We start from the raw sequence: 25,588 nt of genomic DNA, 5'->3' as shown, positions 1-25,588 counted from the left end.
ACCGACCCGATGTGTGAACAGATCATGACAGAGGGGTCCGACAAGTCCGGGCCAACACTCACAAATTCGACGGCGACACCGTCACGCGCGCTGCGGCAGGAGTCCCGAACACATACACAAATGTCTGGGGGCAACCACTTCTAGTCGCCCTCTCACTGCCGGCGCGTCCGCAGGCGAACGCCGCTGTCAATCACCGCCGCGTACATCGGCAACCAGAAACGGACCCGACCCGCCAACCACACCAACATCCACCCGAAACGACAGATCAGCTTCTCCCCAGCCCGGAACGGCGAAGATTCCGCTGATAGCTCAGTTGACGCTGATAGCTCAGTTGAACAGCACCATCTGTCCGGTGACCGGGTCGATCTTGGGGTGCGCGGTGCTCCCCACACCCATGGCGCCGTCGCAGTTCTCCCGCCCCAGCGTGCTCAGGTCGGCGGGGTCGAGGCGGAACGGCAGCGTGGTCTCGGCCATCGCGAGCAGTCGCCCACCGTGCCGGACGATGTTGATGTCGGGCAGCTCGCGCGACGTGCCCGCGAGGTCGGGCCCTACTTCGTCCTCCGTCGGCGTGTAGAGGTCGGTGACCCCGGGCCAGATGACGTGCCCGGCCTTCTCCTCCGCCTGCACCATCGGGGTTCGGACGAAGCGGTTGGTGTACCGGGCGGCACCGTCGGCGACTTCGATTCGGTGGACCATGCCGTCGCCGTCGAGCGGGTAGACGTACGTCCCGATCGGATCGAACCGGGGGTTGGGCCCGTTGCGCAGATAGCCGCCGTGAAGATCGGCGGGTAGTTCGCCGATCACCTCGAGATCCCGGACGTCCACCTCCTCCCGTTGCGGCGCGAACACCCCGACGAGATGACTGTGGTGCGCGATGTCGACGGGTCAGGGGCGACGGGATACCGGTGCTGACATGTGCGTCATTCCCTCCGGGCGCGGTGAATGCGAGACGGATCCGACCCCCTCTCGAGGGTACGACGAGCACCTGCGCGGGCGGGGTGTTTCCACGACGCGACGGCGGTCTGATACCCACCAGTAGAAATCGGGTTGCCCGGGAGTGGGAGAATGACGCTCGTGAGCAACCCAGACCACGGCCATCACCGCATGCCGCACCGCAAGCTGGAGCAGTCCACCAAGCTTCAGAACGTGCTCTACGAGATTCGTGGACCGGTACATGCCCACGCCGCCCGGCTGGAGGCGGAAGGCCACCGGATCCTCAAGCTCAACATCGGCAACCCCGCACCGTTCGGTTTCGACGCGCCGGACGTGATCATGCGCGACATGATCGCCGCGCTCCCGTACGCGCAGGGTTACTCCGAGTCCAAGGGCATCCTGTCGGCGCGGCGCGCGATCGTCACCCGCTACGAGCTGGTCGCCGGGTTCCCCGAACTCGACGTCGACGACATCTATCTGGGCAACGGTGTGTCCGAGCTCATCACGATGACGATGCAGGCGCTCCTCGACAACGGCGACGAGGTGCTGATCCCGGCACCGGACTACCCGCTGTGGACGGCGATGACGAGCCTCGCCGGCGGAACCCCGGTGCACTACCTGTGCGACGAGGGCAACGACTGGAACCCCGACATCGCGGACATCGAGTCGAAGATCACCGACAAGACCAAGGCGCTGCTGGTCATCAACCCGAACAATCCGACGGGTGCCGTGTACTCGATGGAGGTGCTGCAGCAGCTCGTCGACCTGGCGCGCAAGCATCAGCTGCTGCTTCTCGCGGACGAGATCTACGACAAGATCCTCTACGACGACGCCAAGCACATCTCACTGGCGACGCTGGCCCCGGACCTGCTGTGCCTGACGTTCAACGGCCTGTCGAAGGCGTACCGCGTCGCCGGCTACCGGTCCGGCTGGGTCGCCATCACGGGACCGAAGGAACACGCCGCGGGTTTCCTCGAGGGACTCGACCTGCTGGCGTCGACGCGTCTGTGCCCGAACGTGCCCGGTCAGCACGCCATCCAGGTGGCGCTCGGTGGGCACCAGAGCATCGAAGACCTGATCCTGCCGGGTGGTCGACTGCTCGAGCAGCGTGATGTGGCCTGGGAACGCCTCAACATGATTCCCGGTGTCTCCTGCGTGAAGCCGAAGGGCGCGTTGTACGCATTCCCCCGCCTCGACCCGAACGTGTACGAGATATACGACGACGAGAAGCTGGTCCAGGACCTTCTGCTGCAGGAGAAGATCCTGATGGTGCAGGGCACCGGATTCAACTGGCCGGACCACGACCACCTCCGCATCGTGACGTTGCCGTGGGCGCGTGATCTCGCTGTCGCCATCGAGCGGTTCGGAAATTTCCTCACCAGCTACAAGCAGTAGGATCGAGACACAGCAAGCGACACGCGCGTCGCTTGCGTGTCTCCTGGGGGAAAAGAATGGTCACCAGCACCCGCGCGCGTTTCGGACAATTCGTCCACAGACGACGGCGTTTGCTGAACCTCACACAGGACGAGGTCACGGCCGCGGGTGGCCCGTCCGACGCAGCTCAGACGCGCGCCGAGAACGGGACCGGCCCGGATCCGAGCATCGAGACCCTCCGCAAACTGGACGTCGCGCTCCGCTGGGCTCCGGGCAGCGCGGCTCGCACCCTCGATGGTGGTCATCCCACTCCTCTCGAGGCGCTCGACGGGGAGGACCGGTCACCGACCTCGCGCCCGCTGACGCTCGGGCCGTCGGAGATTCCGCTGGATCTGGACACGATCATCGAGATCCTGGGGCCGCACACCCAGATCACCAAGCTGAGCGCGGCGCACCCCGAGGTTCCCGGGCTGGCCGAAGCGGCGGGCGAACTGAGCCGGGTGGTCTCGAAGATCACCGGCGCGTACGTGACGCGGTTGCTGGAAGTCAACGGAGGCCCCGCCGGGCCGCGCCAGCCGCTGGTCGAATTCGCATTCGGCCACCTGCTGGAGGAACCGTCCACGGTCACCGACCCGCGTGAACTGGAGGAAGCACGGTATCGCCGCTTCCTCTACGGCCGGGGAGACGGCCTCGACGCGGCCACCCGGGAGCGTTTCTGGCGTCGATGGGAGGACGCGGTGAAACTCGTGGCCACCGAGGATCCCGAACGCAGCGGAGACGCGGAGGTGAACGCATGAACGGCGTGCCACTGTCGGTGCGGGTCAACCGCCTCTTCTCGCTGGCCCACGACCTCGACGGTCCCGAACCGGGCGAAGACACCGTCGCCGCGGGTGTGTCGCGGATACTCGGCTGGCCCGTCGAGCCGTCCGAGATCGAGTCCCTGCGCAGGAACGATCACCACGCGCCCGAGCCCGACGTCCTGCGGGCGGTCGCGCAGCACTTCCACGCCCCCGAGCAGTACCTCGCCGCCGATGGCTACCACGACTACGACACGCTGGTCCGCTTCAAGATCGCGGTTCGCGAGGCCGGTGTCCGGCACTTGTCGATGCGGTCGCTCGACGCATCCGCGGAGCCGACCACCGCGGAGATGGAATCGCTGATTCCCCTTCTGGAGAATCTGCGGCGGAGTCACGGACCGGTGCCGGTCGCGGCCCCGGACCCTCGTCAGACCTGAGCGGGGACGCGCGCCGACGGGTCCGCGGGGCCGCCGAACTGCGGTAGGCGACGCGCCCACAGTTCGGCCGCCACCTGCTCGGCGTCCCGCCAGTGATCGGCGAGCCGGGCCAGCTCCCACGGTTCGCCGCCGACGTCGGTCGTGAACAGGTGCGCCGTCCCGCCCGTGCCGTGCGCCCGGTGACCGGCCCGGCGGGCCAGGCACGCGAGGTGCAGCCGCGTCGCGGTGACCACGGGCGGTGCGGTGCCGGTATGCCCTCCGAGTTCGAACACGACGTGCCGGTCGAGGATCATGATCGCGTCGCGGATCTCGACGCTCATGCGGTCGAGGCGGCTCCGGGCCGACAGTGCCCGGCGATCCGCCGGTCGCAGTTCCAGGACCACTTCGGGCACCGCGCCGGTCAGGGTCAGCCACATCGGCTGCAGACGCCGGGTGACCCGCCGCGACCGCCGCCGGTGACCGAGCACCCGTACCACCGGCCCCACCGAGATGATCGCGCCCGCCGACACGACGAGCAGGCGGATGAACGCACCCGAGTCGCTGTGCGATTCGGTCAGGGCGTTGTCTTCGCTGACCGCGTTGACCACGCCGGTCGTCACGACGACCCCCATGTCGAACACCTCGAACAACGACAGGGCGATGACTGCGAGAAACACCCGGCGCTCGCGTCCCGGTGTCGCGCTGCGCACGGCCTTCAGCGAGATCCACAGGTTGAGCAGGGCGACGGACAGGATCGGAACCGCGTACGTGATGCAGTACGCCGCGAAAGGCCAGCCACCCTCGTCGGCGATGGCGACCCCCCGCGATCGCGCCGGCGCGCTCAGGCCGATGAGGATCGCCCCCGCGACGGCACACATCGACAGCGAGACGACGTGGATGCGGGGAAGGCGCGCCGGGCCAAGCGCCCACGCGGAGAAGAGACTGATGAGCGACGCCGCGGTGAGGATGATGCAGACGTTGCTCAGAGTGTTCGCGAACCCGTACCCGAACCAGCGGTCGAGCCAGATCTGTGCCAGCGATCGCTGGAGGACCAGGGAGAAGGAAGCGAAGACGAGGGCGGCGTTCATCCGGCGTTCGGCGACCGTCGACCGGACGAGGGCCAGGCGCAGGAGCGTCGTCCCCCAGACGACGGCGAGGAGCGGCCAGCTCACATAGGTGGGCGGTTCGTACACGGCGTCAGAACGTTCCGAGCATCCGCGACACCCGTGCGTCACCGACGGTGTCGTCGCTCGTCCCCGCTCGACGCCCCGCCATGATCAGGGTGGCGAGAAGTTCCGCCTCGTATTCCTGGTCGTTCGAGTAGTTGGACCGGCCGAGCATTTTGACCACGCGCGCCGTGTCGACCGACGGCGCGGCCACCGACAGCACCGTCGAGTCGACGGAGGTGTCCCCGATCGTGTCGCGGTCGTGGCCGAGTTCCATGTGCGCCAGTTCGTGGCAGATGATGTGGGTGGCGTGCACGTCCGACGTCCCTGCTGCGTACAGGATCACGTCGTCGTCGGCCCGTGCGAGCCAGAGTCCGGAATGACCGCCCTGGACCAAGGCCTGCGAGACCGGGACCAGGTGAATCGGACGGCCACGACGAGCTGCGACGCCGGCGACGAGCTGATCCCTGTTCCAGGGCACGGGAATAGCCATCTCCGCCACGATCCGGCGAAGATGGTTGCTGGATCGCGACTGCCGCGAGATTCGCACTGGAACACCTCCGAACGGCCATAATCCTAGGCCGTCGGGGTACGAGGTCACGACATGTGGGCGATTTCACCTACCCGGTTGACGAATACCCCTACCGTGTCGGTAGATTGGCTACCGGCACCTCGAGTGCCTCGAGCACCTGTCGCCCCTCCCCCCCTGTGGGCGCCAGGTCGGTGGCGGGGTCAACCCCCCCTGTACCCCGCCACCCAGCTCGGCAAATCTCTCCACGCAGCGGCTCGGCGTCCGCGGAACACACCCCTCGTTCGGAGTTCCGGACCACCCTTGCGTGGAGTTCGGCGTTCGCTGCAGATTAGCTGCTGCGTGCCATGCTTCGATATCTAATCACACCGGCGACATATAAGCGACACAAGAGCAATACGAGCCTGACAGCTTGGCAACACTGGCACCGCACGCCACTTCCGTCACAGCGTCGCCGGTCGCCGTCCGACTACCCTGTCGTGCGTGCCGAGACAATCCCCCCAGCAGCCGACGCGACGCGGCCGATGAGCGAATTCCACGGACACGGACACGGACATGGCCACGGCCACAGCGACGGACCGGCCCCGATGGGACCCGTGGCCGCCAAGGTGGTCGTCGGACTCCTCGTCGCCATCGGCGTCGCGGTGCTCCTCGGCGCCATCGCGTTGTGGCCCGGCAAGCCGAGCGTCGACGTCGAACAGCCCTTCCAGAGCGCCCAGGGCGGTGCGGTCGTCACGGAGTCGGGCACGGTCACGATGCAGAACATCGGCGACTGTGGAAGTCCGTCGGCCGGGCGCGTCTTCACCGGCACCCCGTTGCCGCCGCCCGCCGGCGCGTACGAGTGCCAGCGCAGCATCGTCGACATCGAGTCCGGTCCCAATACCGGTACCCAGACGCTGCTCGAAATCATTCCCGGGCCCGGACAGCCCGACCTCCGGGTGGGCGAGAAAATCCGGCTGTCCCGTCAGACGGACGTGAACGGCACGACGGAGTATTCGTTCGAGGACTATGCCCGCGGCGTGCCCGTCACCCTCATCGCGCTCGCGTTCGCCGCCGTCGTGATCGCGGTCGCGCGGTGGCGTGGATTCCGGGCACTCGTCGGCATCGTCGTCTCGTTCGGCGTGCTCGTCCTGTTCACGCTCCCGGCCCTGCTGGACGGACAACCCGCGATCCCGGTGGCCCTCGTCTCCGGCGCCGTGATCCTGTATGCCGTCCTGTATCTCGCCCACGGTGTCTCCCTGCGAACGAGTTCGGCGTTGCTGGGCACTCTCGCGTCGATGCTGGTGGCGGCGATCCTCTCCTACGCCACCATCGAAATGACTCGTCTGACAGGGCTTTCCGAGGAACAGAACACCAACGTCCAGACGTACATACAGCACGTCAGCATCACCGGACTCCTGCTCGCCGGCTTCATCATCGGCTCGCTGGGTGTGCTCAACGATGTCACCATCACGCAGGCGGCGTCCGCGTTCGAACTGGCGTCGCTGGACCCCGACGCCTCCCGGCGTCAGATCTTCGGTTCGGCGATGCGCGTCGGACGCGATCACATCGCCAGCACCGTCTACACGCTCGTCCTCGCGTATGCCGGCGGGGCGTTGCCGCTGCTGTTGCTGTTCAGTGTGGCGGGGCGGTCGATCCAGGACGTGCTGCTCAGCGATGCCGTGGCCATCGAGATCGTGCGTTCGGCGGTCGGTGGCATCGCCCTGGCACTGTCGGTTCCACTGACCACCGCGATCGCGGTGATGTTGGCGCGGCCGATCGGCGCGGATCCCTCCGGCAGCGCGCCCGCGGTCAAGCCGTCACGGGGTGGCCGCCATTCCAAGTAGCGCGGCGACCGCTAGCTGAATACGCCGAACTCCCGCAGGACGATGAAGATGATGGCGATGACCATCAGCGCGTAGACGGTCAGCATCGTCACTTTGGCCGCATGCTCGCTGGTGGGCGGGAACATCTTCAGGATCGGCTTGGAATATGCGACGAGCCGGCGCGTTTCTGCCGGCGCGGCCGCCGAAGGCCTGGGAACGTTGGGAGTGCTGTGGAACTCCGCTGGATTTGCAGTCACTGCACACATCCTCTCTACGCCGGAACCATTCCCATCGTAGGCCTGGAGAACGGCGGCGACTACGTTCCGGGGAACCTGGGAAGTTCGGGCAATTGGAACGGCGGCAATTGGATCTGCGGCAGACCGGGGAACACCGGCACGGGCGGTGGGGGCGGCGGGGCGGGCTCCGGCTCCGGAATCCGGATTTGCGACGCCGTCTGGATCGGCGCTTCGACGGCTTCGGACGTCGGAGGCGGCGGGAGCGTCGTCGGCGACGGCGTGGCCACCTCGGTCATGACCGGCGACTCGGTGGTGAGTTGTGTGGTCACCGGCTGCGACGAGCCCTCGCTGCGTGCCAACAGGTTCTTGCCGTACCCGAGTCCGAGACCGATCACCGCCACCACGGCGAGCGCGCTGCCCGCCAGCGCGGCCCCCCGGATCTGGGGCTTGGCCACCTGCTGACTCGGCGGCGGCGCCGCGGCGCTCAGCCAGGACGGAGTACTCGACGGCGCACCGGTGCGTGCGACGGTCGCGCTCGGCGCCTGGTTGGTGGATACGACTGCGTCCGGTGCGGACTGCGGCGTGTGCGGCGGCGGGAGGACCCTGGCGACCTCGGCGGGTGGCGGCACCACCTGCTGGGCGAGCAGCGCAGCACCCTGTGCCGCAACGAGTTCGGGGTGGTCGGGAACGACGACCGGCAACCCGAGCCACGACTGCAGCACCGACCGCACCAGCGGGATGCGTGCACCGCCGCCGATGAGCACCACGGCGTCGGGAGTTCGTCCCGACTTCGCGATCACGTCGCGGGCGAGGCGCGCCGAGGATTCGACGGTGACACCGATCAGCGCGTCGAAGACGTCGCGGGACAGCAACAGCAGCCCGCCGTCACCGGGCACCGCGACGGCGCCGCCGGTGGACAGCCGCTCTTTGGCCTCACGACAGCGGAGGTCGAGCGCGAGGACGGCGGCCGCGTCGGCGGGCTCCTCGATCCGCTTGTTCTCCAACTGGTTGTCGCGGATCAGCCGGTCGAAGACGTCTCCGCTCACCGCGTCGGTGCGGGCCGTCTCCACCGCCTCCCCCGTCGCCCGGTCGACGACGCTCACGGTGAGCCCGGAGCTGCCCAGGTCGTAGAACAGGAGCGTCGCATGGTCGCCGAGGGCGCCCGAGACGTCGAGGAACTTCAGCGCCGCCGAGGCTTCGGTGACGAGCTGGTAGTTGGCGAGTTGCTGCCGGGCCATCGCCGCCTGGACGGCGCCTGCCTGGGCTTCGTCGCGGTAGGCGACCCCGGTGGCTCGGACCGGCCCGGCGTCGGGTGCACCGGCGAGGACGACGCCGATCGATTCGGCAGCGAGTTCCTCCGGCAGGTCCCGCCCGGCGGCGACGACCTGGGCCCGGAAATCGGGAATGTGCCTGCTCCCGGCGTCGTCACGGTTCACGGAGTCGGGTCGTGCCAAGCGCACAGCGCTCGCACCGACCGACACACCTAGAACCGAACTCATGGGCCGCCTAACTCGACTGTGCACGGGTTCGATCCGGAATCCCCCCACTCCATGGCCCGCAGTCTAGCGAAGCGGTCCGACTGGGCAACCGAGCAACCGTTCGGCGAGAGGCAACTCAGAAGTTGCTCGCGATGATCACTCCCGCGATGCCCGTGCCCAGCGGCACGAACCTGCAGGGCGGCACGATCGTGTGTTCAGGATCGAGCGTGTTGAGAACCAATTGCTGGGAGAACGGGTCGTAAGGCAGGTTGAAATGGCCGGTCTGATCCAGCGGGCACAGGTCCTGGACGAGGATGTTGGTCGCACCGGGGTCGTGTAGCGCGACGTTGGTGTACGGCTGGATCACCTCGTCGTACCGCGTCCCGATCGTGGTGTATTCGACGCCGGGGACGGTGTCACCGCCGGCGTTGAGGGCGGTGAGGAACGGCGATCCCTGCACCTGCTCGGCGAGGGCCTCCGAACCGATCCCCACTATCAACTCGTTGCCGCCGGGCAGCGTCTGCAGAGCTGTCGCGATCCCGAAGAACGTTCCACCGTAGGACGGCGACGCGAGACCGATCCAGCGGTTCACCTTCGAGGCCCCGCCGAGCCTGTTGATGTAGTACCGGGCCACCGTCGCGCCCTGCGAGTGACCGATCAGGTCGACCTCGTCCGCACCGGTTACGGCCAGGACATCGTCGACGAACACCTCGAGTTCGGCCGCTCCCTCGGTCATCGTCTGCATCCCGAAGTGTTCGGTGCCCGGTTTCCGCCCGTAGTTCAGGGCGAACACGCAGTAGCCGGCGTCCTTCAATGTCGGACTCAACCCGGCCCAGTTGGAATAGGCACTGCCGTCGCTCCCGTGCACGAGGATCACCGGGTGGGGGTGCGCCGGACCGGGGCGGCACGAGAAATCGTTGGTCCCGGGCGGCGCAGAATGCGGATGCTGCTTCGCGTACGAGATGGCCGCGCCGGCGTCGGATTGCGCCGGCCCCGGCAGGGTCGGGACCTCCGCCGCCTGAGCGGGGGCGACACCGAGCGCACAGATACAGGCAACGGCAGCGAGGAGTGCGAGTCGGGATCCGTGACGTGCCTTCGACATCGCCAGCCCTCCGTTGCGATTGAGGCTGACGCTACCGCCCGCCGATGCCGCGGGAGCGGAGATCGTCAACCCGTTATCGCGGGGAACCGTGAGGTCACAAACCGTTATCTGCGCGCGCTATCCCCTCCCGAGACCTCGATAGACCCACCCTGCGGTGCGCCAGTCCGCGGCGTCGAGACAGTTGCGGCCGTCGACCATCACCCGGGCCCGCACCACGTCGTTCAGATCCTCCGGTTTCAGGGCCGCGAACTCCGCCCACTCCGTGAGCAGAAGCACGGCGTCGGCGTTGTCGCACGCCTCGACCGCCGATGTCGCGTAGTTCAGCGTCGGGAACAGTCTGCGTGAGTTGTCCAGGGCTTTCGGGTCGTAGACGCTGACCACTGCCCCGTGCAACTGCATCATTCCCGCGACGTTGAGTGCCGGCGAATCACGGACGTCGTCGGATTCGGGCTTGAACGCCGCGCCGAGCACGGCGACGTTGGCGCCGAGCAGCGAACCTCCGCACACCTGCGCCGCCAACTCCACCATCCGGGTGCGACGCCGCATGTTGATGCTGTCGACCTCCCGGAGGAAGTGCAGCGCCTGGTTCGCGCCCAGCTCACCCGCCCGCGCCATGAAGGCGCGGATGTCCTTGGGCAGGCAGCCGCCGCCGAAGCCGAGACCGGCGTTGAGGAAGCGCCGGCCGATCCGCGCGTCGTATCCGAGGGCGTCGGCGAGTTGGGTGACGTCGGCGCCGGTGGCCTCGCAGACCTCGGAGATGGCGTTGATGAAGGAGATCTTGGTGGCGAGGAACGCGTTGGCCGAGACCTTCACCAGTTCCGCGGTGGCGAGGTCGGTGACCAGGAACGGAATGTCCTCGCCGAGCAGGCGGGCATACAGCTCGCGTAACTCGGTCTCCGCGCGTCCGGGGCGCTGGCGGTCCACTCCCAGCACCATCCGGTCGGGGTGCAGGGTGTCCTCGACGGCGAAGCCCTCCCGCAGGAACTCCGGATTCCACGCCACTTCCACGGCGTCCCCCGCCGGGGCGAGCGCCCGGGCCCGCGCACCCAGATCCGCCGCCGTCCCGACGGGAACTGTCGACTTGCCGACGATGACGGCAGGGCGATCGAGCAGCGGCGCGAGAGTGTCGATCACCGAGTGCACGTGCCGCAGATCCGCCGCGTACTCCCCCTTCTTCTGCGGGGTGCCGACACCGAGAAAGTGGAGGTCGGCGAACTCGGCGGCCTCGCTGTACGACGTGGTGAAGTGCAGTCGGCCGGCGTCGATGTTCCGGCGCAGAACCTCCCCCAGCCCGGGCTCGTAGAACGGGACCTCCCCGGAGGAGAGCTTCGCCACTTTTCCGGGATCGATGTCGACGCCCAGGACGTCGTGGCCCAGTTCCGCCATACAGGCGGCGTGGGTGGCTCCCAGGTATCCGGTTCCAAACACGGTGCAGCGCATGCACCCTTGATAACCAGTGCAGGTGAGCGCGATATTTACCCGACTGATGTTCGAAGCCAACAGTGCGTGTACGAACGGTGCGAGGCGAGACCCTATGCTTCGCCCATGCATGTTCTCTTCGTCTGCACCGGAAACGTCTGTCGCTCCCCAACGGCTGAGCGCCTCGCAGTGGCATACGCCGAGGAGCTCGGGATCACCGATCTGACTGCCGAAAGTGCAGGTACCCGCGCCGCGGTCGGACGCCCGATGGAACCGACGGCCGCGCAAGTCCTCGAAGGGCTCGGCGGTGATCCGAGCGATTTCACCGCGCGGATGCTCACCGCCGATCTGGCGGCGGATGCCGATCTGGTGTTGACGATGACCGAGAGCCACCGTGACAAGGTCCTGGCCTTGGCTCCCGAGCAGCTGAAGAAGACATTCACCCTGAAGGAGGCCGCCCGACTGGCCGAGGCGTCGGACGCAAAGACCGTCGCCGACCTGGCGTCGGCCCGTCCTCAGCACAAGTCGGACGGGACGCCGGAGGACATTTCCGATCCGATCGGCAAGGACGAGGAGACATTCCTGAATGTCGGGTCCGAGATCGCCGAACTCCTGGGTGTGGTCGCGCGGAGCATCCGCGTCTGACGTCGCCTACCACGGTTCAGGGCCGCTGCGGCGGATGTCGACGTGCTGCTCCAGTTCGACGGCCAGGACGCCCGGGACTGCCTCGAGGGCTGCGAGTCGGCCCGCGGGGACGGAACCGTAGATGATTCCGATCGTGCGGTGCATGGCGTCGATCCGCATGCCCTCCTCGGCCAGCGCGACGCCGACCACGTCGATGTCCTCGACGTGGTCGGCGTCCACCGTGACACTGATTCCGACCATGCCCGGCACGATACGTCGAGCCTTCTACCCGGATGCCTGGATCAGCCCGGCACCGACATCGAGTGACGGCAACGCGAGCCGCCGGGAATGCTGGGTGAGCAGGGACCACAGATCGCGGCCGGTGCGCCCGGTCTTCTCGCACCACAGTGCAGCGATGCCCGCGACGTGCGGGGTGGCCATACTCGTTCCGTTCTTCGAGCCGTAGCGCACGGGCATCGGCACCGACGAGAACACCCGCACGCCAGGTCCTGCCACGTCGATCTGACCACCGGCGACGGGGTTGCTGGCGGCAGAGAAATTGGCCAGCCCGAGAGCGGGGTCGACTGCAGCGACGGCCATGATCGACGGACTGTTGGCGGGTACGCCCACCAGTCCCGGGCGCCCGGCGGCTCTGTTCGCGTTGTTGCCGGCCGCGGCCACGATCAGCGCTCCGGCCGCCAGCGCACGCTGCCCCACCGTCTCGTAAGCGACGGACACCGACGCGACGTCGGCACCGAGCGACATCGAGACGATCTGGCAACCGTTGGCGATGGCCCACTCGATGCCTGCGAGGATCCCACCGTCCACACCACGCCCCTGATCCGACAGAACCTTCCCGACGAAGATGTCGGCCTCGTGAGCCACTCCGTATCGGCGCGTGCCGGCCGCTGCCGGACCGCAGGCCGTTCCGACGCAATGCGTGCCGTGTCCATGCCCGTCCTGGGGTTCTGCGCCCGGAACGAACGATTGGGCCGTGATGGTACGACCGTGGAAATCCGGGTGGGTGAGGTCGAGTCCGGTGTCGAGGACGGCGATCCGGACTCCGCGCCCGCTGCACGCCGACGTCGTGGTGCGGGTCGCCTGCAGTCCCCAGGTGAACTCCGGCGTATCCAGGAAGTGTTCGGTGTCTACTGGCGCAGCTGCACCGTTCTCAGGCCGTGCGATCTCTGCGACGGTGTCTTCACTGTCCAGCGCATGGTGGACCAACTCGGGTTCGACCGAGAGGACCGCCACGTCGGGTGAGGCGGCTGCGGTGCGGAGTGCGGCCAACTGGTCGGGGTCCGCGGCCACCACCGCAATTCCGAGTTCGTCGAACAGAACCGCGTCAGCCGCTTCCGCCAGTTCGAGATCCATTGCCGAAGAATCGAACTCGCTACTTCTCGTCACAGTCGAGACCCCGGTGAGGGACCGCAGGAGTGCCGTCGGACCCGCTCGTCCCCCGCCGTCCGTGAACACCACGACCTGACGGCCCGTCGTCTCGGCCCGCGAATCGGCAACGGGCCCGTCGCCGTCTCGGTCGGAATCTTGTGGAAACATCACTGTTTCGTCCTTTGCTCTGGATCGCGGCGCACTCGTCGTCGCGCCAATGTGTCTACTTGCCTTCAGCTTTCGCTCGTGGGTGACGCTTGTGGGACTCCCCACTCTCCGGCGTGGGCTCTCGAATTCCGAGAGTGGCGCGCTACCCGAATCTGTGGCGGGCCGAGCTGTCGGGGTGAGTAGTTCGGTTCACGCGACCGCAGAGATCACGTGGTACCAATCCACGACGACGGATTTCACGCCGATCGATGCGATCATCGTCCGGATCGGACCGTCGAGACGCAACTGGCTGTCGACGTGCCGAGCATCGGAGCAACCACAGATGCTCTGTGCGGCCCGCAACCCGATCAGGATCTCCGGAGAGGATTCGGTTCGACTGCCCTCGACGAGTAGCGCTTCCTCGTCGACGCCGCGGACTGCGATGTCATGTCCATCTGCGACGTCGCCGACGATCAGAGCAAGGTAGTCGATATCGGCGCCCTCGTCGCGGGTGGCGATCAGTCGCGCCGTGTTCCGCCCCAGCGGCACACGTTCGTCCAACACCAGGTCGGCGAACTCGCGTTCACGGATTCCCGCGAGGTCGATCCGCCTGGCCGTCCAACTGAAGAATGGCTCCGGCAGCGCGATCATGACCTTCTCCTGTACCTCGACGCTGTACCTGTGGGGATGAACCCAGCCTGACTGAGATGTCGGCTATTCTCGCGAGTAGGCGAGTACTCGACCGTTCGATACGAGACACCGGGCGCTCGAAAAACCGAACCTGTGACCGCCTTTCGAGGCCCAAGCCTTCTACACCACCGGGTATCGCGACTCAAAGCGACTCGAAGCACGGATTACCCTGCTTCGCTGCACAACTCATGCTCGATGTCGGGCGAGAGATACTGATTCCGCCACCTGGAGAACTAGAATCGGACCATGGGTCCGACGTGGCCTCTGATTCAGCGGCAAGTCGAGTTCGACGCGATCACCGCGTCGCTCACGACTCGGTCCGGGGGATGCGGTGTCGTCCTCACGGGCGATCCCGGCGTCGGCAAGACCACCCTCGCGCGGTTCGCCACCGAGTCGTTGCCACGTGAGGTGAAATGGGTGGCGGGCACCGAATCGGCGCGGAGCATCCCGCTGGGTGTGTTCGCGCATCTGGTCGGGGCATCCACCTCCCGGGATCCGGTCGCCTTTCTGTCGGCGGCGCGGCAGGCGCTCCTCGATGACGGTCGCAGTCGTGACGTGGTGGTCGGCGTGGACGACGCACACCTACTCGATCAGCTCTCGGCGACGTTCCTCCATCAACTTGCGCTCGACAGGGCGGTCCACATCGTCGCGACCGTTCGCAACGGTGAGACCGTGCCCGACGCGATCACGTCGTTGTGGAAGGACGGTCACCTTCTGCGGCTCGAACTGGCGCCGTTCAGCCGGGATCAGAGCATCGAGTTGATCGAGTCCGTGCTGGACGGCCCACTCGAGGGGCTGAGTGCGGACATGATCTGGGAGGCGTCCGGCGGGAACGCGTTGTTCGTCCGACATCTGGTGGAGGGCGCTCTCGAAGCGGGGACGCTGCGCCGATCCGGCGGGGTCTGGCAGTTGCGGGGACGTGCCGCCATCACGTCCGAGCTCGCTTCCCTGCTGGAGCACCGGATCGATCAGATTCCCCACGACGTGTTGCGGGCGTTGCAGCTTCTCACTTTCTGCGAGCCGCTCGATCTGGATATCCTCGGTCAGCTGGCGGGTGACGATGCGGTGGAGGAGGCCGAGCGCCGCGGCCTCGTCAGAATCGTCGAGGACGGACATAGGCTCGACGTCCGCTACACGCATCCACTGTTCGGTGAGGTGATTCGACGACGGTTGGGGCGCGCGGCAGGCCGGAGGCTCCGGGGACAGCTCGTCGAGGCTCTGAGCAGTCGCGCTGTGGTCGGGTCCTCCAATCGAATTCGCCTGGCAGAGTTGGCGCTCGACAGCGATCGGTCGGTCGAACCGGATCTGTTGGTCAACGCCGCCGAGGACGCAATCGGTTTGGCGAATGTTCCTCTGGGGGAACGGCTCGCGCGCGCGGCATTCGACCAGACCGGCAGCTTCGAAGCAGCCGACCTTCTTGCCCGGGCTCTGCTGTGGCAGGGGCACGCCACGGAGGCCGAATCGTTGCTGCTGTCCTTTTCGCCCGACGGTCTTGACCAGGTGCAGCTGGTGCGCTGGGGTACGTCGCGGATCGCAAACCTGTTCTGGGCAAGCGGCGAGTCGGAGAAGGCCGACGAGGTCCTCGCGGTTCTCCGCGAGAAGGTCACGCATCCCAGTCTCGTGCCGATCATCGAGGGCATCGGCTCGGTGTGCGCTGTGTTCGAGAATCGGCCCGAGGAGGCCGCAGCGGCAGCGAAGGCGATTCTGGCCGCCGACCGAGTTCTGCCATGGGCGATCGAGTGGGCGTACTTCGGTGGCGGGTTGTCCCTGGCACTGATGGGACGCGGTGGCCAAGTGCCGGAACTGGCAGCGCGCAGCGCTGCGGTGGCCGATCAGATAGACGGGTTGCTGAGGTTCCCTGCCGCGCACGGTGAGATCCTCGCGCTGACCCTGACCGGACAGTTCGGCGCGGCGCAGCACCGGGCCGAGGAATACCTCTCGTTGGCATCCAGCGGCCGATACGTAGCGTGGGGGCTTGCGAACATCCTGGTCGGGACGGTGGAACTTGCCCGCGGCCGGTTCACCGACGCCGCGGGTCGCCTCGAGCAGGCGATCGCGGCCCTCAACGTCGGCGATACTGCCGATGCGATCTCGTGGAGTTTCCCCGCCTACATCGCGCTCGGTCAGGCGTATGCGGAACTCGGTCGCATTCACGAGGCGGACGGGATCATCACAGCAGCGCAGGCCCGGAACGGTCGGCACGTGGCCGTGTTCGGGCCCCAACTCATGATGTCGCAGGCGTGGCTCGCCGCAGCGCGAGGTGAAACGTCGCGGGCCGTCGATCTATCGCGGTCGTCGGCAGAGTCCGCTTGTAAATCAGGACAATTCGGCATCGAGGCGGCCGCGCTTCACCTTGCCACCCGGTTCGGTGACACGACTACCGCCACGCGTCTCGCCGAGTTGGCGGACATCTGCGACGGCCAACTCGTCGACATCGTTGCCCGGCATGCGGCGGCAGTCGCGGCAGGAAACGGATGCGGTGTGGCATCGGCAGCAGCCGAATTCGAAAAGATCGGGGCCCTGCCGGATGCCGCCGATGCCTACGCTCGGGCGGCGATCGCGTTCACGCATGCCACCGATAAGCGGCGTTCGATCGAGTGCGCTGCGGCGGCCGAAGCCCTGTCGGCCCGATGCGATCACATGTCGTCCCCCGCGCTGGTGGAGGCGGCCCATCCGCTCCCCTTGACGAGTCGTGAGCGTGAGGTGGGGTCGATGGTTGCGGCGGGTTTGTCGAACCGCCAGATCGCCGATCGGTTGTTCGTCTCGGTGCGGACGGTGGAGGGTCATATCTACCGTGCGTGTATAAAACTCGACGTCGCCGATCGCAACGGTCTTGCGCAGGCGATGGGCACGACGGTTCGGTGACACCGACCGGACTCCGGGCACGACGGCATGTCGGCTCGGCAGTGTCCTGTTGCCGAGTCGGCGTGATGCGCTGTGTCGCATGGTCAGGATGCTCGGGCCCGGTTGTGCGCCGGTATCGGCTTTCGTTCCCAGTCGACCTGCTGGGGTGGGATGAACGTGGGGTGCCGGTCGCCTCCCATCTCCATCTCCCAGTCGCTGTGGTGCAGCAGCCGGTGGTGGAATCCGCAGAGCAGCACCAGGTTGCCCATGTCGGACGGCCCGCCTGCGGACCAGTGGACGATGTGGTGACCTTCACACCAGGACGGCGGCGCACCACACCCGGGGAACGCGCATCCCCGATCCCTCGCCACCAACGCTTTTCGCTGTCTCTTGGTGACTGTCCGGGTGGAGATGCCGAGGTCGAGCGGCGCTCCGTTGTCGTCGAGCACGATCGGCGTATAGATCGAATCGCAGCTGAGAAGCCGGGCTGCCCTGAGACTCAGCGGCCCCATCCACTCGGTCCACGCCACCCCATCGATGGCAAAGAGTGAGTCGTCCGGCGAGGCGGCGGCATCCTGCTGTGCTCGTGCACTGCAGTCGGTGTGGTCGGTTAGATCTCGAACGCTGACGTGGAGGGAGACGTGTGGCCGTTCTCCACCTTCTTCGCCGGCGATCCCGGAGTCGAGATAGCGACGCAGGAGTTCGGTGAACCCGCCTGCCCGTCGCTGTCCGGGGGTGCGGCTGTCTTTGGTTCCGTCCTGCGCCGGTCGCGGCTTGGACAGTCCGGAGAGCGCCGAGAGCAGCATTTCGCCGGTGACGGCATCCAGGTCGCCTTTGACGGCGACGCGCCCGTTGAGCGTCTTGGAGGCGTGGAACTCGTTGAGGTCGGTGTCTTCACTGGGCGGCGGATCGTCGGACTCGAAGGCGCGTTCCAGCCTGGCGATCACGGCGCGCACTGCGTCCGTGTTCGCGGTGGGACCGGTTGCCGCGAACAGCAACGCATTTCGGCAGTCGTCCATCGCTTCGAGCGGCATGCCCTTGGGTGGCCGTTCGCAGAACTTCATGATGAGCGCAGCATGCTCCGCCGAAATGTTGGTGTCGAAGTACTCGTCCGCGATTTCAGGTTGGAGACGCAAGCCTCGGCCCAACAGCACGATTCGCCCCGCCGCCCCCACCTCGAGCAACGTCTTGGAGGCCAGCCACATCTTGGCGTTCGGAAACCCCAGCACATCGACCTTGCAGCGGTGGTCGACGGCACCGACGAGCTTGACCCGCAGGGCTTCGAGTCGCTGAATCTCCTCCGAGATACGAACAACCGATTCGAGCAACTCCGCCTCGGCCAAACGCCACGCGTCACCGACCACGGTCGCCAGAATCTCGTCCGACAACGCCCCCTGGATATCTCCCCCGAGCCCCATGTTCGAATCCTAGTTCGAACCTTTGTTCGAGTCAATGGTTTCGTGGCAGCCGCGACCTTCGGGTAGCCCCACCGAGGAAGTCCCGGAACGACATGCGAAGTACGCGGACGGGTGGCACGCTTGACGGTGTGACAACCCCGCATCCAGCGACCGAACCCCACCGCAGCCGCTGGCGCCGCCTGCGCGCTGCGTGGCGCAGGAAGCTCGATCCGAGTGAGCAGTCGGCGGTGGTGTCGTGGGGTGCGTTCACGCTGACGTTCGCGGGGGTGCGGGCGTTGACTCATTGGATCAGGCGTGGGCACGGCCCGGCCGGGGGCGGGTTGAGTCTCCACGGCCGCCATTTCCACCATTACAACCTCGGCATAGCCGCGCTGGCCGGGGTCGGGGCGGTGGCGGTACGTGGCTCCGAGAAGCAACGCCGCCATCCGACGGTGCCGATCTCGTACGGCGTCGGCACCGCGCTCATCGTCGACGAGTTGGCGTTGCTGCTGGATCTGGAAGACGTCTACTGGGCGAAGGAGGGGCGGACCAGCGTCGACGCCGCGGTGATCATCATCGGGCTCGGCGGACTGATGACCGCAGGTTTCGAATTCTGGCCCGCGGCCCAACGCGCGCTCACGGAGCCGACGTAGGCGGAAGCGCACCGGGCAACCGGGCTGTCCCCCACGGCTCGATGTCGTAGACGGGGATGCAGTCCAAGCCACGGGCGCGCACGCGCTGCACGACCGCCGCATCCGCCGACGCACAGGTCCCGTCGGCAACGGCCTCGGTGACGATCGCGCACAGCACGTCACCCTGGAGTTCGCGTACGGGTTTCAGTCCCTGCTCCACCGTCCAGTGCCGCACGGCGGCCCAGTGCGTCACTTCGGTGACGGTGGACGGGTTACCGATGAACAGCACGCTGCGCGTGACATTCCGCCCGCCCGCGACAGCCGACGGCTGCACCTGAATCTCCGCCTCGGTGCACCACTCGGATGCCACCTCCGCCAACGTGGTGCTCGCAATCGTCGACATCTACCTCGTCCTGTTCCTGCGTCCGACTCGCATGAGAGTCATCCTGTCGCGAATCGGGCGCCGCGACTGTCCCCCGATCGTGCCTTGAATGGGATGATTCGACTGTCCCCCGATCGGGCCACAGCGCCTGGGGTGCGGGGTGGAACGAGACGTCGTATCATCACAAACCTGATCGACCGTCTCGACGGAACCGATTGAGCGACAGCGACATACCGGACATACCGGGCATATCCATTCAGGGGATGCCACGGTCGGCCGAACGCCCCACCACACAGAACATGCAACAACAGAACACTTGCTTTTCGATTACTTACTTTTGGAAACTATGAAAACTTGAGAGGTGAAATTCCTTGGTCTCGCACACGCAGGAATCCGCCGTTTCGAACGGTGACGACACCCGGACACTCGAAGTGCTCGGCCCGCACTACAAGTGGATTGCGTTGTCGAACACCACGCTCGGCATGTTGGTGGCAACGATCAACTCGTCGATCGTGCTGATCGCGCTCCCCGACATCTTCAAGGGCATCCACCTCAACCCACTCGAACCCGGCAACACGAGCTACCTGCTCTGGATGATGATGGGCTTCCTCGTCGTCACCGCAGTCCTGGTCGTGAGTTTCGGACGGCTCGGCGACATGTTCGGTCGCGCCCGGATGTACAACATGGGCTTCGCGGTGTTCACGATCGCCTCGATCTTCCTGGCAGTGACGTGGTTCGACGGGACCGAGGCGGCACTGTGGCTCATCGGGTGGCGCGTCGTCCAGGGCGTGGGTGGAGCGTTCCTGATGGCGAACTCGTCGGCGATCCTCACCGACGCCTTCCCCGCTGATCAGCGTGGGCTGGCGCTCGGGATCAACGGTGTCGCCGCGATCGCCGGATCCTTCCTCGGCCTGCTCATCGGCGGCATCCTCGCGCCGATCCACTGGAATCTGATCTTCCTCGTCTCGGTTCCGTTCGGCGTGGTCGGAACGATCTGGGCCTACCTCAAACTCCGCGACACCGGCGTCCGCCGGCATGCCGACATCGACTGGTGGGGCAACATCACGTTCGCCGTCGGACTGATCGCCGTGCTGGTCGGCATCACGTACGGCATCCAGCCGTACGGCTCGTCATCGATGGGCTGGGGCAGCCCGCTGGTGCTCTGGTGCCTCGTCGGCGGTCTCGCAGTCCTCGCGATCTTCTGCGTCATCGAGACCAAGGTCGCGAATCCCCTCTTCAACCTGCATCTGTTCCAGATCAAGTCGTTCACCTGGGGCAACATCGCCAATCTGGTCGCGTCACTGGGCCGCGGCGGACTGCAGTTCATCCTGATCATCTGGCTCCAGGGCATCTGGCTGCCGCAGCACGGCTACGACTACAGTCGCACCCCACTGTGGGCGGGCATCTACATGCTGCCGATGACCATCGGATTCCTGCTGTCGGCACCGGTATCCGGGGTCATCTCCGACCGGTTCGGCACCAAGTGGTTCACCAGCACTGGCATGTTCATCACCGCGGGCACGTTCGGTCTGCTGATCGCCCTGCCGGTCGACTTCGACTATTGGGCATTTGCCGTGACGCTGTTGATCAACGGCGTCGGAATGGGGATGTTCTCCGCGCCGAACCGGGCGGAGGTGATGAACAGCCTTCCCGCCGACGCGCGCGGCGTCGGCGCGGGCATGATGACGACGTTCCAGAACGCGGCGATGGTGCTGTCGATCGGATTCTTCTTCAGTCTGATGATCGCCGGACTCAGCTCCCACCTTCCGGCCGCGATGAGCGACGGACTGATGGCGAACGGGGTTCCCGCGGCGCAGGCCACCCAGATCGCGAATCTCCCCGCCGTGGCTGTGCTGTTCGCGGCGTTCCTCGGCGTCAACCCGATCCAGGAACTGCTCGGACCGCAACTGTCCTCGCTCACCGAGCAGCAACAGGCGCACCTGACCGGCCTGGACTTCTTCCCCCAGCTGATCTCGGGTCCGTTCGCCGACGGCCTCGCCATGGCGTTCGCTTTCGCGATCGTCGCGTGCGTGATCGGCGGAATCGCCTCGCTGCTCACCGGCCCGCAGAAGAAGGCGACGGCGGACGAGCCGCACGAGTCGGTCGGCGCGGAACTCGCCGGAATCGCCGGCGAGGCCGGAATCGGCCCGAGCGAACTCGTCCACGACCATCCGTCAACGGCGGAGGCAACCTCCCCCGGACACTGAAACCGTTACGCTGAAAACCATGCCGACGGACCGCGGACTCAAGTTCATGAACGCCGCCCACCGCGCCCTGCTGCGCGTTACCGGCGGGCGGGTGGGGCGGAGTTTCGGCAAGATGCCGGCGGTGGAGCTGACCACCGTCGGCCGCAAGACCGGGAAGGTGCACAGCGTCATGCTGACCGTGCCGGTGCGGGAAGGTGACACCCTCGTCGTGGTGGCGTCACGTGGTGGCGACGACCGCAACCCCGCGTGGTTCCTGAACCTGCAGGCCAACCCGGTGGTCCAACTGTCGCTCCAGGGAAACCCCGCGCAGTCCATGCGTGCCCACATGGCAACCCCCGAGGAGCGGGCCCGTCTGTGGCCCAAGGTGACCGCCGCCTACAAGGGATACGCAGGGTACCAGAAGAAAACGGACCGCGAGATCCCTCTGGTTCTGCTCGACCCCACGACCTGACGCCGGTCACCGCCGGCAGAACACGGTTCGGTTGCAGTCCGGCGCAGTGAGCCGGTTCCACCCTTAACCTCGACCTCACCCTTATAGATTTGCGGATTCCGGGCGGGCGAGGTTGGGAGTGACGTGGACACTGACGATGCTGCGCTGCACAAGTCCGGCACCCGACACCGTCCGCGGCGCGGGTGGATCGTGACGACGCTGATGCTGCTCGTCTTCATTGGTGCGCCTGCCCCGTCTGCGACGGCCGAAGCGATCGTGCAACCGGTGGCCGCAGACCCGAGCGTCGTCCGCGCGTCCGACGGCATGTTCTACATGTACACGACCGCCGACGACTGGGGCGACGGCCAGGGCATGCACAACATGTCGATCTTCAAATCCGCCGACCTCATGGACTGGATGTACCTCGGCGACGTCTTCCCCGACCGGCCCGCGTGGCATCCGGACGGCAAGCTCGCGTGGGCACCGAACGTCCTCGAGTCCGACGGCCAGTACAGCCTGTACTACTCGCTCTACGACGAGTCGAACCCGTGCATCGGTCTCGCCACCGCCGACAGGCCCACCGGACCGTGGACCGATCTGGGCCGCCCCGTGTTCTGCGCCCACGACGTCGGCGTCGGCGGCACCATCGACCCGTTCGTGTGGGACGACGGCACGACGAAGACGATGTTCGTCGGCAACTTCCAGGGCATCCACGCCATCCCGCTCAGCCCGGACGGGACCGCGGCGGCCGGCGAACCCGTCCGGGTCGCGGACGAGCGCTTCGAGGGCCCCTACGTCGAATTCCACGACGGCTACTACTACCTGTTCCTCTCCGCCGGTAACTGCTGCAACGGCGCCGACACGGCCTACCGGGTCCTCGTCGGCCGGTCGGAGTCGCTCACAGGGCCGTATCTCGACCGGAAGGGTCAGGACCTGAACGACGGCGGCGGGGCCCTCATCCTCGCCGGCAGCGAACCGTGGGCCGGACCGGGACACAACACGGTGGTCTCCGACGACGCGGGCTCGGATTGGATCGTGTACCACGCCATTCCGCGCGACAACCGGGACCTGCCCAGCGGAGCCCGCCGGCGCGAAGGGATGATCGACCGGATCGTGTGGGCGAACGGCTGGCCCGAGGTCGGTGACGGTTCCCCCGCGTCGACGGGGCCGGCGAACCCCGACACGGACCTGCCGGTGCGGGTCACGCTGCGCGCGGATTCCGACACCACGCTGCCCGCGGGCGGCGGCACCGTCGACACGACCATGCTCGTCGAGGCGCCCGACGACCGTCCCTATGCAGGGCAGGTATGGGTCAGCGCAGTCTCCCCGGACGGCCGGACCAGCGATCCGTTCTTCGGGCCGATCGACGTCGACCTGCAACCCGGCGAGGTGCTCGAGGAGGCCATCGCCTACACGGTCCCGGGAGATGCGGTCGCCGGCACTTACTACGCCTACGCGTTCGCGGGCACCTACCCCGACGAGACCGTCGAGTTCGGCACCGTTCACGCCGTGAAGTCCGGCGACGAGGCCAGGATCAGCCCGGTCCGCTCGGTGTCGCTGCACCTCGGCACGGTCGCGCGCTGACGAGGCCAGCCGACAGGAGACAACCGATTCGGTTTCCGATTCTTACTTCTACAACTGAATCCGCAACATTTCTCGCCTATTGCTATTGAAATAGTGGCAGGCGTAGGTCAGGATGGGAGCCACGGTGACGTGCCTCACACGTCACCTTTCGGTCATTCCACCAACAAAGGTGCTCCATGCTGCAGACAGTGTTCGAGAAGAATCAACCGAACGCGAAGGTCGTCGACCATGCGCTCCGGCGCACCCGGTTGGCACCGTTCTGGATCGAGGACGTCGCCGACACACCCACCTACCCGGCCGCCTCGGCCGACGCCGCGTACGACCTGGTGGTCGTCGGCGGCGGATACACCGGACTCTGGAGTGCTCTGCTCGCGAAACAGCGCCACCCCGAACTGTCCGTCGCGCTCGTGGAGGGCGAGACCATCGGTTGGGCCGCCTCCGGTCGCAACGGCGGGTTCGTCGAAGCCAGCCTGACCCACGGCAGCGAGAACGGACGACGACGCTGGCCGGGGGAGATCGACGCCCTCGAAGCGCTCGGGCTCGAGAACCTCGACGCCATCGAGAAGACCGTCCACACTCTGGGGTTGGACTGCGATTTCGAACGGAACGGCGCGATCTCGGTCGCGATCGCCGATTACCAGGCAAAGGACGTGTTCGACACGCCGCCGAGCGCTACCACCACGGTGCTCGACGGGCCCGCGATGCGGGCGCAGGTGAACTCGCCCACGTATCTGGCCGGTGTGTGGGACAAGCAGTCCACTGCGCTGGTGCATCCGGCCAAGCTCGCCACCGAACTCGGCCGCGCCTGCGCGGAGCACGGTGTCGAGATGTTCGAGCACACCAAGGTCCTCGATCTCGTCCGCTCCCGATCGTCGTCCCGGGTCGGCGTTCGGACGGCGTCCGCGACCCTGTCGGCCGGCCGAGTGATCCTGGCAACCAATGCCTTTCCGTCCCTGCTGAAGAGGTATCGGCTGCACACGGTTCCGGTGTACGACTACGTGCTCATGACCGAACCGCTGTCCGACGCACAGCTCACGGAGGTGGGATGGTCTGCGCGGCAGGGCGTCGCCGACATGTCCAACCAATTCCACTACTACCGGCTCACCCGCGACAACCGAATCCTCTGGGGCGGATACGACGCGATCTACCATTTCGGGCGGGGAATGCACCACGACCTCGAAGACCGCCCCGAGTCCCACGCGAGGCTCGCGAGCCACTTCTTCACGACGTTCCCGCAGCTCGAGGGCCTCGAGTTCACCCACAAGTGGGGCGGCGTCATCGATACGTCGACACGCTTCTGCTCGTTCTTCGGTTCCGCGGCGAAGGGGCGGATCGCGTACGCGGCCGGCTTCACCGGTCTCGGTGTCGGCGCCTCCCGCTTCGCGGCGAACGTCATGCTCGACAAGGTGTCCGGCGAGACGACGGCGTTGACGGAGTTGGACCTGGTGAAGTCCATGCCCCTCCCCTTCCCGCCCGAACCGTTGGCGGCGGCCGGTATCAATGCCACCCGATGGTCCCTCGATCGCGCCGATCACACGGAGGGCCGACGGAACCTCTTCCTCAAGGCTCTCGACGCGGTGGGATTGGGATTCGACTCGTGAGCGACCCCGCGACCGGGGTCGTCGCCTGGGAATCCGGACCGCATACCGATGCTCGAACCACCGATCTCGAGTACCACCGCCTGCCCGAAAAGCAGGTCATCGGCGACAGCGTGCCGAAGGTCGGCGAACGAGTGCTCGGCGACTTCGCCGGTGTCACCGTCGGCGTGTGGGAGATCGAGCCCAGCACCTCGTGCGACGTCGAGATCGACGAGGTGTTCGTCGTGCTCAGCGGCGACGCGACAGTGCAGTTCGACGACGACACCCCGGATCTCGAGCTCGGTCCCGGAAGTGTCGTCCACGTGCGGTCCGGCCAGAAGACCCGCTGGATCGTGCGCGACGCGCTACGGAAGATCTTCATCGCCGCACCGGAAGCGTAACCGCGAAAACCACTGCACCCCTGTACTAC

The 25,588-nt window shown here is 66.7% G+C and carries 23 protein-coding genes and 1 pseudogene; 12 read left to right on the top strand and 12 right to left on the bottom strand.

What is annotated here, in order from left to right:
* Positions 1 to 330 precede the first annotated feature (330 nt).
* Positions 331 to 876: pseudogene (locus CJ177_RS00445) on the bottom strand (carotenoid oxygenase family protein); the annotation flags it as partial.
* A gap of 189 nt (positions 877 to 1,065) precedes the next feature.
* Between CJ177_RS00445 and CJ177_RS00440 the strand changes: the two are divergent.
* Genes CJ177_RS00440 through CJ177_RS00430 form a run of 3 tightly spaced genes read left to right on the top strand, consistent with a single transcriptional unit; the run spans position 1,066 to position 3,541 of the window.
* Entirely contained in the window at positions 1,066 to 2,328 is a 1,263-nt protein-coding gene (locus CJ177_RS00440) for a pyridoxal phosphate-dependent aminotransferase (RefSeq protein ID WP_005238257.1), read from the top strand.
* A gap of 56 nt (positions 2,329 to 2,384) precedes the next feature.
* A complete protein-coding gene (locus tag CJ177_RS00435) occupies positions 2,385 to 3,104 on the top strand; it encodes a helix-turn-helix domain-containing protein (protein WP_005238256.1) in 720 nt (239 codons plus the stop codon).
* A complete protein-coding gene (locus tag CJ177_RS00430) occupies positions 3,101 to 3,541 on the top strand; it encodes a hypothetical protein (RefSeq protein ID WP_095867061.1) in 441 nt (146 codons plus the stop codon). The genes CJ177_RS00435 and CJ177_RS00430 overlap by 4 nt, the downstream gene beginning before the upstream one ends.
* On the opposite strand, the gene CJ177_RS00425 is transcribed toward CJ177_RS00430, so the two are convergent.
* Both CJ177_RS00425 and CJ177_RS00420 read right to left on the bottom strand, forming a co-directional pair.
* Positions 3,532 to 4,713 (bottom strand): MAB_1171c family putative transporter, encoded by a 1,182-nt coding sequence (locus CJ177_RS00425; RefSeq protein WP_095867060.1) that lies wholly within the window; start codon positions 4,711 to 4,713, stop codon positions 3,532 to 3,534. The two genes, CJ177_RS00430 and CJ177_RS00425, sit on opposite strands and share 10 nt — an antisense overlap.
* Positions 4,714 to 4,717: 4 nt before the next feature.
* Positions 4,718 to 5,179 carry a hypothetical protein gene (locus CJ177_RS00420; RefSeq protein ID WP_257014319.1) on the bottom strand — a complete coding sequence of 154 codons (462 nt, stop codon included), beginning with the start codon at positions 5,177 to 5,179 and terminating at the stop codon, positions 4,718 to 4,720.
* Positions 5,180 to 5,739: 560 nt separating this feature from the next.
* On the opposite strand from CJ177_RS00420, the gene CJ177_RS00415 reads away from it, so the two are divergent.
* Positions 5,740 to 7,041 (top strand): YibE/F family protein, encoded by a 1,302-nt coding sequence (locus CJ177_RS00415; protein ID WP_095867058.1) that lies wholly within the window; start codon positions 5,740 to 5,742, stop codon positions 7,039 to 7,041.
* Between the two features lie 11 nt (positions 7,042 to 7,052).
* On the opposite strand, the gene CJ177_RS00410 is transcribed toward CJ177_RS00415, so the two are convergent.
* From CJ177_RS00410 to CJ177_RS00395, 4 genes are all read right to left on the bottom strand, one after another.
* Positions 7,053 to 7,286 carry a hypothetical protein gene (locus CJ177_RS00410; protein WP_206033988.1) on the bottom strand — a complete coding sequence of 78 codons (234 nt, stop codon included), beginning with the start codon at positions 7,284 to 7,286 and terminating at the stop codon, positions 7,053 to 7,055.
* Positions 7,287 to 7,336: 50 nt separating this feature from the next.
* Entirely contained in the window at positions 7,337 to 8,755 is a 1,419-nt protein-coding gene (locus tag CJ177_RS00405; protein WP_179443140.1) for an Hsp70 family protein, read from the bottom strand.
* Positions 8,756 to 8,870: 115 nt separating this feature from the next.
* Positions 8,871 to 9,836: a triacylglycerol lipase gene (locus CJ177_RS00400; RefSeq protein WP_095867057.1), complete on the bottom strand. Its 966-nt coding sequence runs from the start codon at positions 9,834 to 9,836 to the stop codon at positions 8,871 to 8,873.
* 117 nt (positions 9,837 to 9,953) lie between these two features.
* Positions 9,954 to 11,276 (bottom strand): UDP-glucose/GDP-mannose dehydrogenase family protein, encoded by a 1,323-nt coding sequence (locus CJ177_RS00395; protein WP_005238244.1) that lies wholly within the window; start codon positions 11,274 to 11,276, stop codon positions 9,954 to 9,956.
* Positions 11,277 to 11,381: 105 nt separating this feature from the next.
* On the opposite strand from CJ177_RS00395, the gene CJ177_RS00390 reads away from it, so the two are divergent.
* Complete coding sequence (locus CJ177_RS00390; RefSeq protein ID WP_095867056.1) at positions 11,382 to 11,900, top strand: protein tyrosine phosphatase; 519 nt, start codon at positions 11,382 to 11,384, stop codon at positions 11,898 to 11,900.
* Between the two features lie 6 nt (positions 11,901 to 11,906).
* On the opposite strand, the gene CJ177_RS00385 is transcribed toward CJ177_RS00390, so the two are convergent.
* The 3 genes from CJ177_RS00385 to CJ177_RS00375 all read right to left on the bottom strand — a co-directional run bounded on the left by CJ177_RS00385 (position 11,907) and on the right by CJ177_RS00375 (position 14,066).
* On the bottom strand, positions 11,907 to 12,149 hold the full coding sequence (locus CJ177_RS00385) for a hypothetical protein (RefSeq protein WP_061698352.1): 243 nt from the start codon (positions 12,147 to 12,149) through the stop codon (positions 11,907 to 11,909).
* 15 nt (positions 12,150 to 12,164) lie between these two features.
* A complete protein-coding gene (locus CJ177_RS00380; RefSeq protein WP_095867055.1) occupies positions 12,165 to 13,436 on the bottom strand; it encodes a S8 family serine peptidase in 1,272 nt (423 codons plus the stop codon).
* 189 nt (positions 13,437 to 13,625) lie between these two features.
* Positions 13,626 to 14,066: a hypothetical protein gene (locus CJ177_RS00375; RefSeq protein WP_005238231.1), complete on the bottom strand. Its 441-nt coding sequence runs from the start codon at positions 14,064 to 14,066 to the stop codon at positions 13,626 to 13,628.
* Between the two features lie 285 nt (positions 14,067 to 14,351).
* On the opposite strand from CJ177_RS00375, the gene CJ177_RS00370 reads away from it, so the two are divergent.
* A complete protein-coding gene (locus tag CJ177_RS00370) occupies positions 14,352 to 16,970 on the top strand; it encodes a LuxR family transcriptional regulator (protein WP_005238230.1) in 2,619 nt (872 codons plus the stop codon).
* An 83-nt stretch (positions 16,971 to 17,053) separates the two neighbouring features.
* Here CJ177_RS00370 and CJ177_RS00365 read toward each other — a convergent pair whose 3' ends face one another.
* On the bottom strand, positions 17,054 to 18,367 hold the full coding sequence (locus CJ177_RS00365; protein ID WP_095867054.1) for an HNH endonuclease signature motif containing protein: 1,314 nt from the start codon (positions 18,365 to 18,367) through the stop codon (positions 17,054 to 17,056).
* A 128-nt stretch (positions 18,368 to 18,495) separates the two neighbouring features.
* Between CJ177_RS00365 and CJ177_RS00360 the strand changes: the two genes are divergently transcribed.
* Positions 18,496 to 18,999: a hypothetical protein gene (locus tag CJ177_RS00360; RefSeq protein ID WP_095867433.1), complete on the top strand. Its 504-nt coding sequence runs from the start codon at positions 18,496 to 18,498 to the stop codon at positions 18,997 to 18,999.
* Here CJ177_RS00360 and CJ177_RS00355 read toward each other — a convergent pair.
* On the bottom strand, positions 18,983 to 19,381 hold the full coding sequence (locus CJ177_RS00355; protein ID WP_095867053.1) for a hypothetical protein: 399 nt from the start codon (positions 19,379 to 19,381) through the stop codon (positions 18,983 to 18,985). The two genes, CJ177_RS00360 and CJ177_RS00355, sit on opposite strands and share 17 nt — an antisense overlap.
* A 350-nt stretch (positions 19,382 to 19,731) precedes the next feature.
* Here CJ177_RS00355 and CJ177_RS00350 point away from each other — a divergent pair, with 350 nt between their 5' ends.
* The 5 genes from CJ177_RS00350 (at position 19,732) to CJ177_RS00330 (ending at position 25,559) form a co-directional block, all read left to right on the top strand.
* Positions 19,732 to 21,567, top strand: coding sequence for an MFS transporter (locus tag CJ177_RS00350; RefSeq protein WP_179443138.1), 1,836 nt, complete (start codon positions 19,732 to 19,734; stop codon positions 21,565 to 21,567).
* A 19-nt stretch (positions 21,568 to 21,586) separates the two neighbouring features.
* Positions 21,587 to 22,018, top strand: coding sequence for a nitroreductase/quinone reductase family protein (locus CJ177_RS00345; RefSeq protein ID WP_061698025.1), 432 nt, complete (start codon positions 21,587 to 21,589; stop codon positions 22,016 to 22,018).
* Between the two features lie 123 nt (positions 22,019 to 22,141).
* Positions 22,142 to 23,581 (top strand): family 43 glycosylhydrolase, encoded by a 1,440-nt coding sequence (locus CJ177_RS00340; RefSeq protein WP_095867052.1) that lies wholly within the window; start codon positions 22,142 to 22,144, stop codon positions 23,579 to 23,581.
* A 176-nt stretch (positions 23,582 to 23,757) separates the two neighbouring features.
* Entirely contained in the window at positions 23,758 to 25,182 is a 1,425-nt protein-coding gene (locus tag CJ177_RS00335; protein ID WP_095867051.1) for an FAD-binding oxidoreductase, read from the top strand.
* Positions 25,179 to 25,559: a cupin domain-containing protein gene (locus CJ177_RS00330; RefSeq protein WP_095867050.1), complete on the top strand. Its 381-nt coding sequence runs from the start codon at positions 25,179 to 25,181 to the stop codon at positions 25,557 to 25,559. Before CJ177_RS00335 ends, CJ177_RS00330 begins: the two co-directional genes overlap by 4 nt.
* Positions 25,560 to 25,588 lie beyond the last annotated feature (29 nt).

Source organism: Rhodococcus sp. ACPA1 (assembly GCF_002300195.1).
In the GTDB taxonomy this organism is placed as follows: Bacteria; Actinomycetota; Actinomycetes; order Mycobacteriales; family Mycobacteriaceae; genus Rhodococcus_F; species Rhodococcus_F opacus.
Note: the sequence above shows the minus strand (reverse complement) of the source record. Positions and strands in the feature narration are given on the sequence as shown.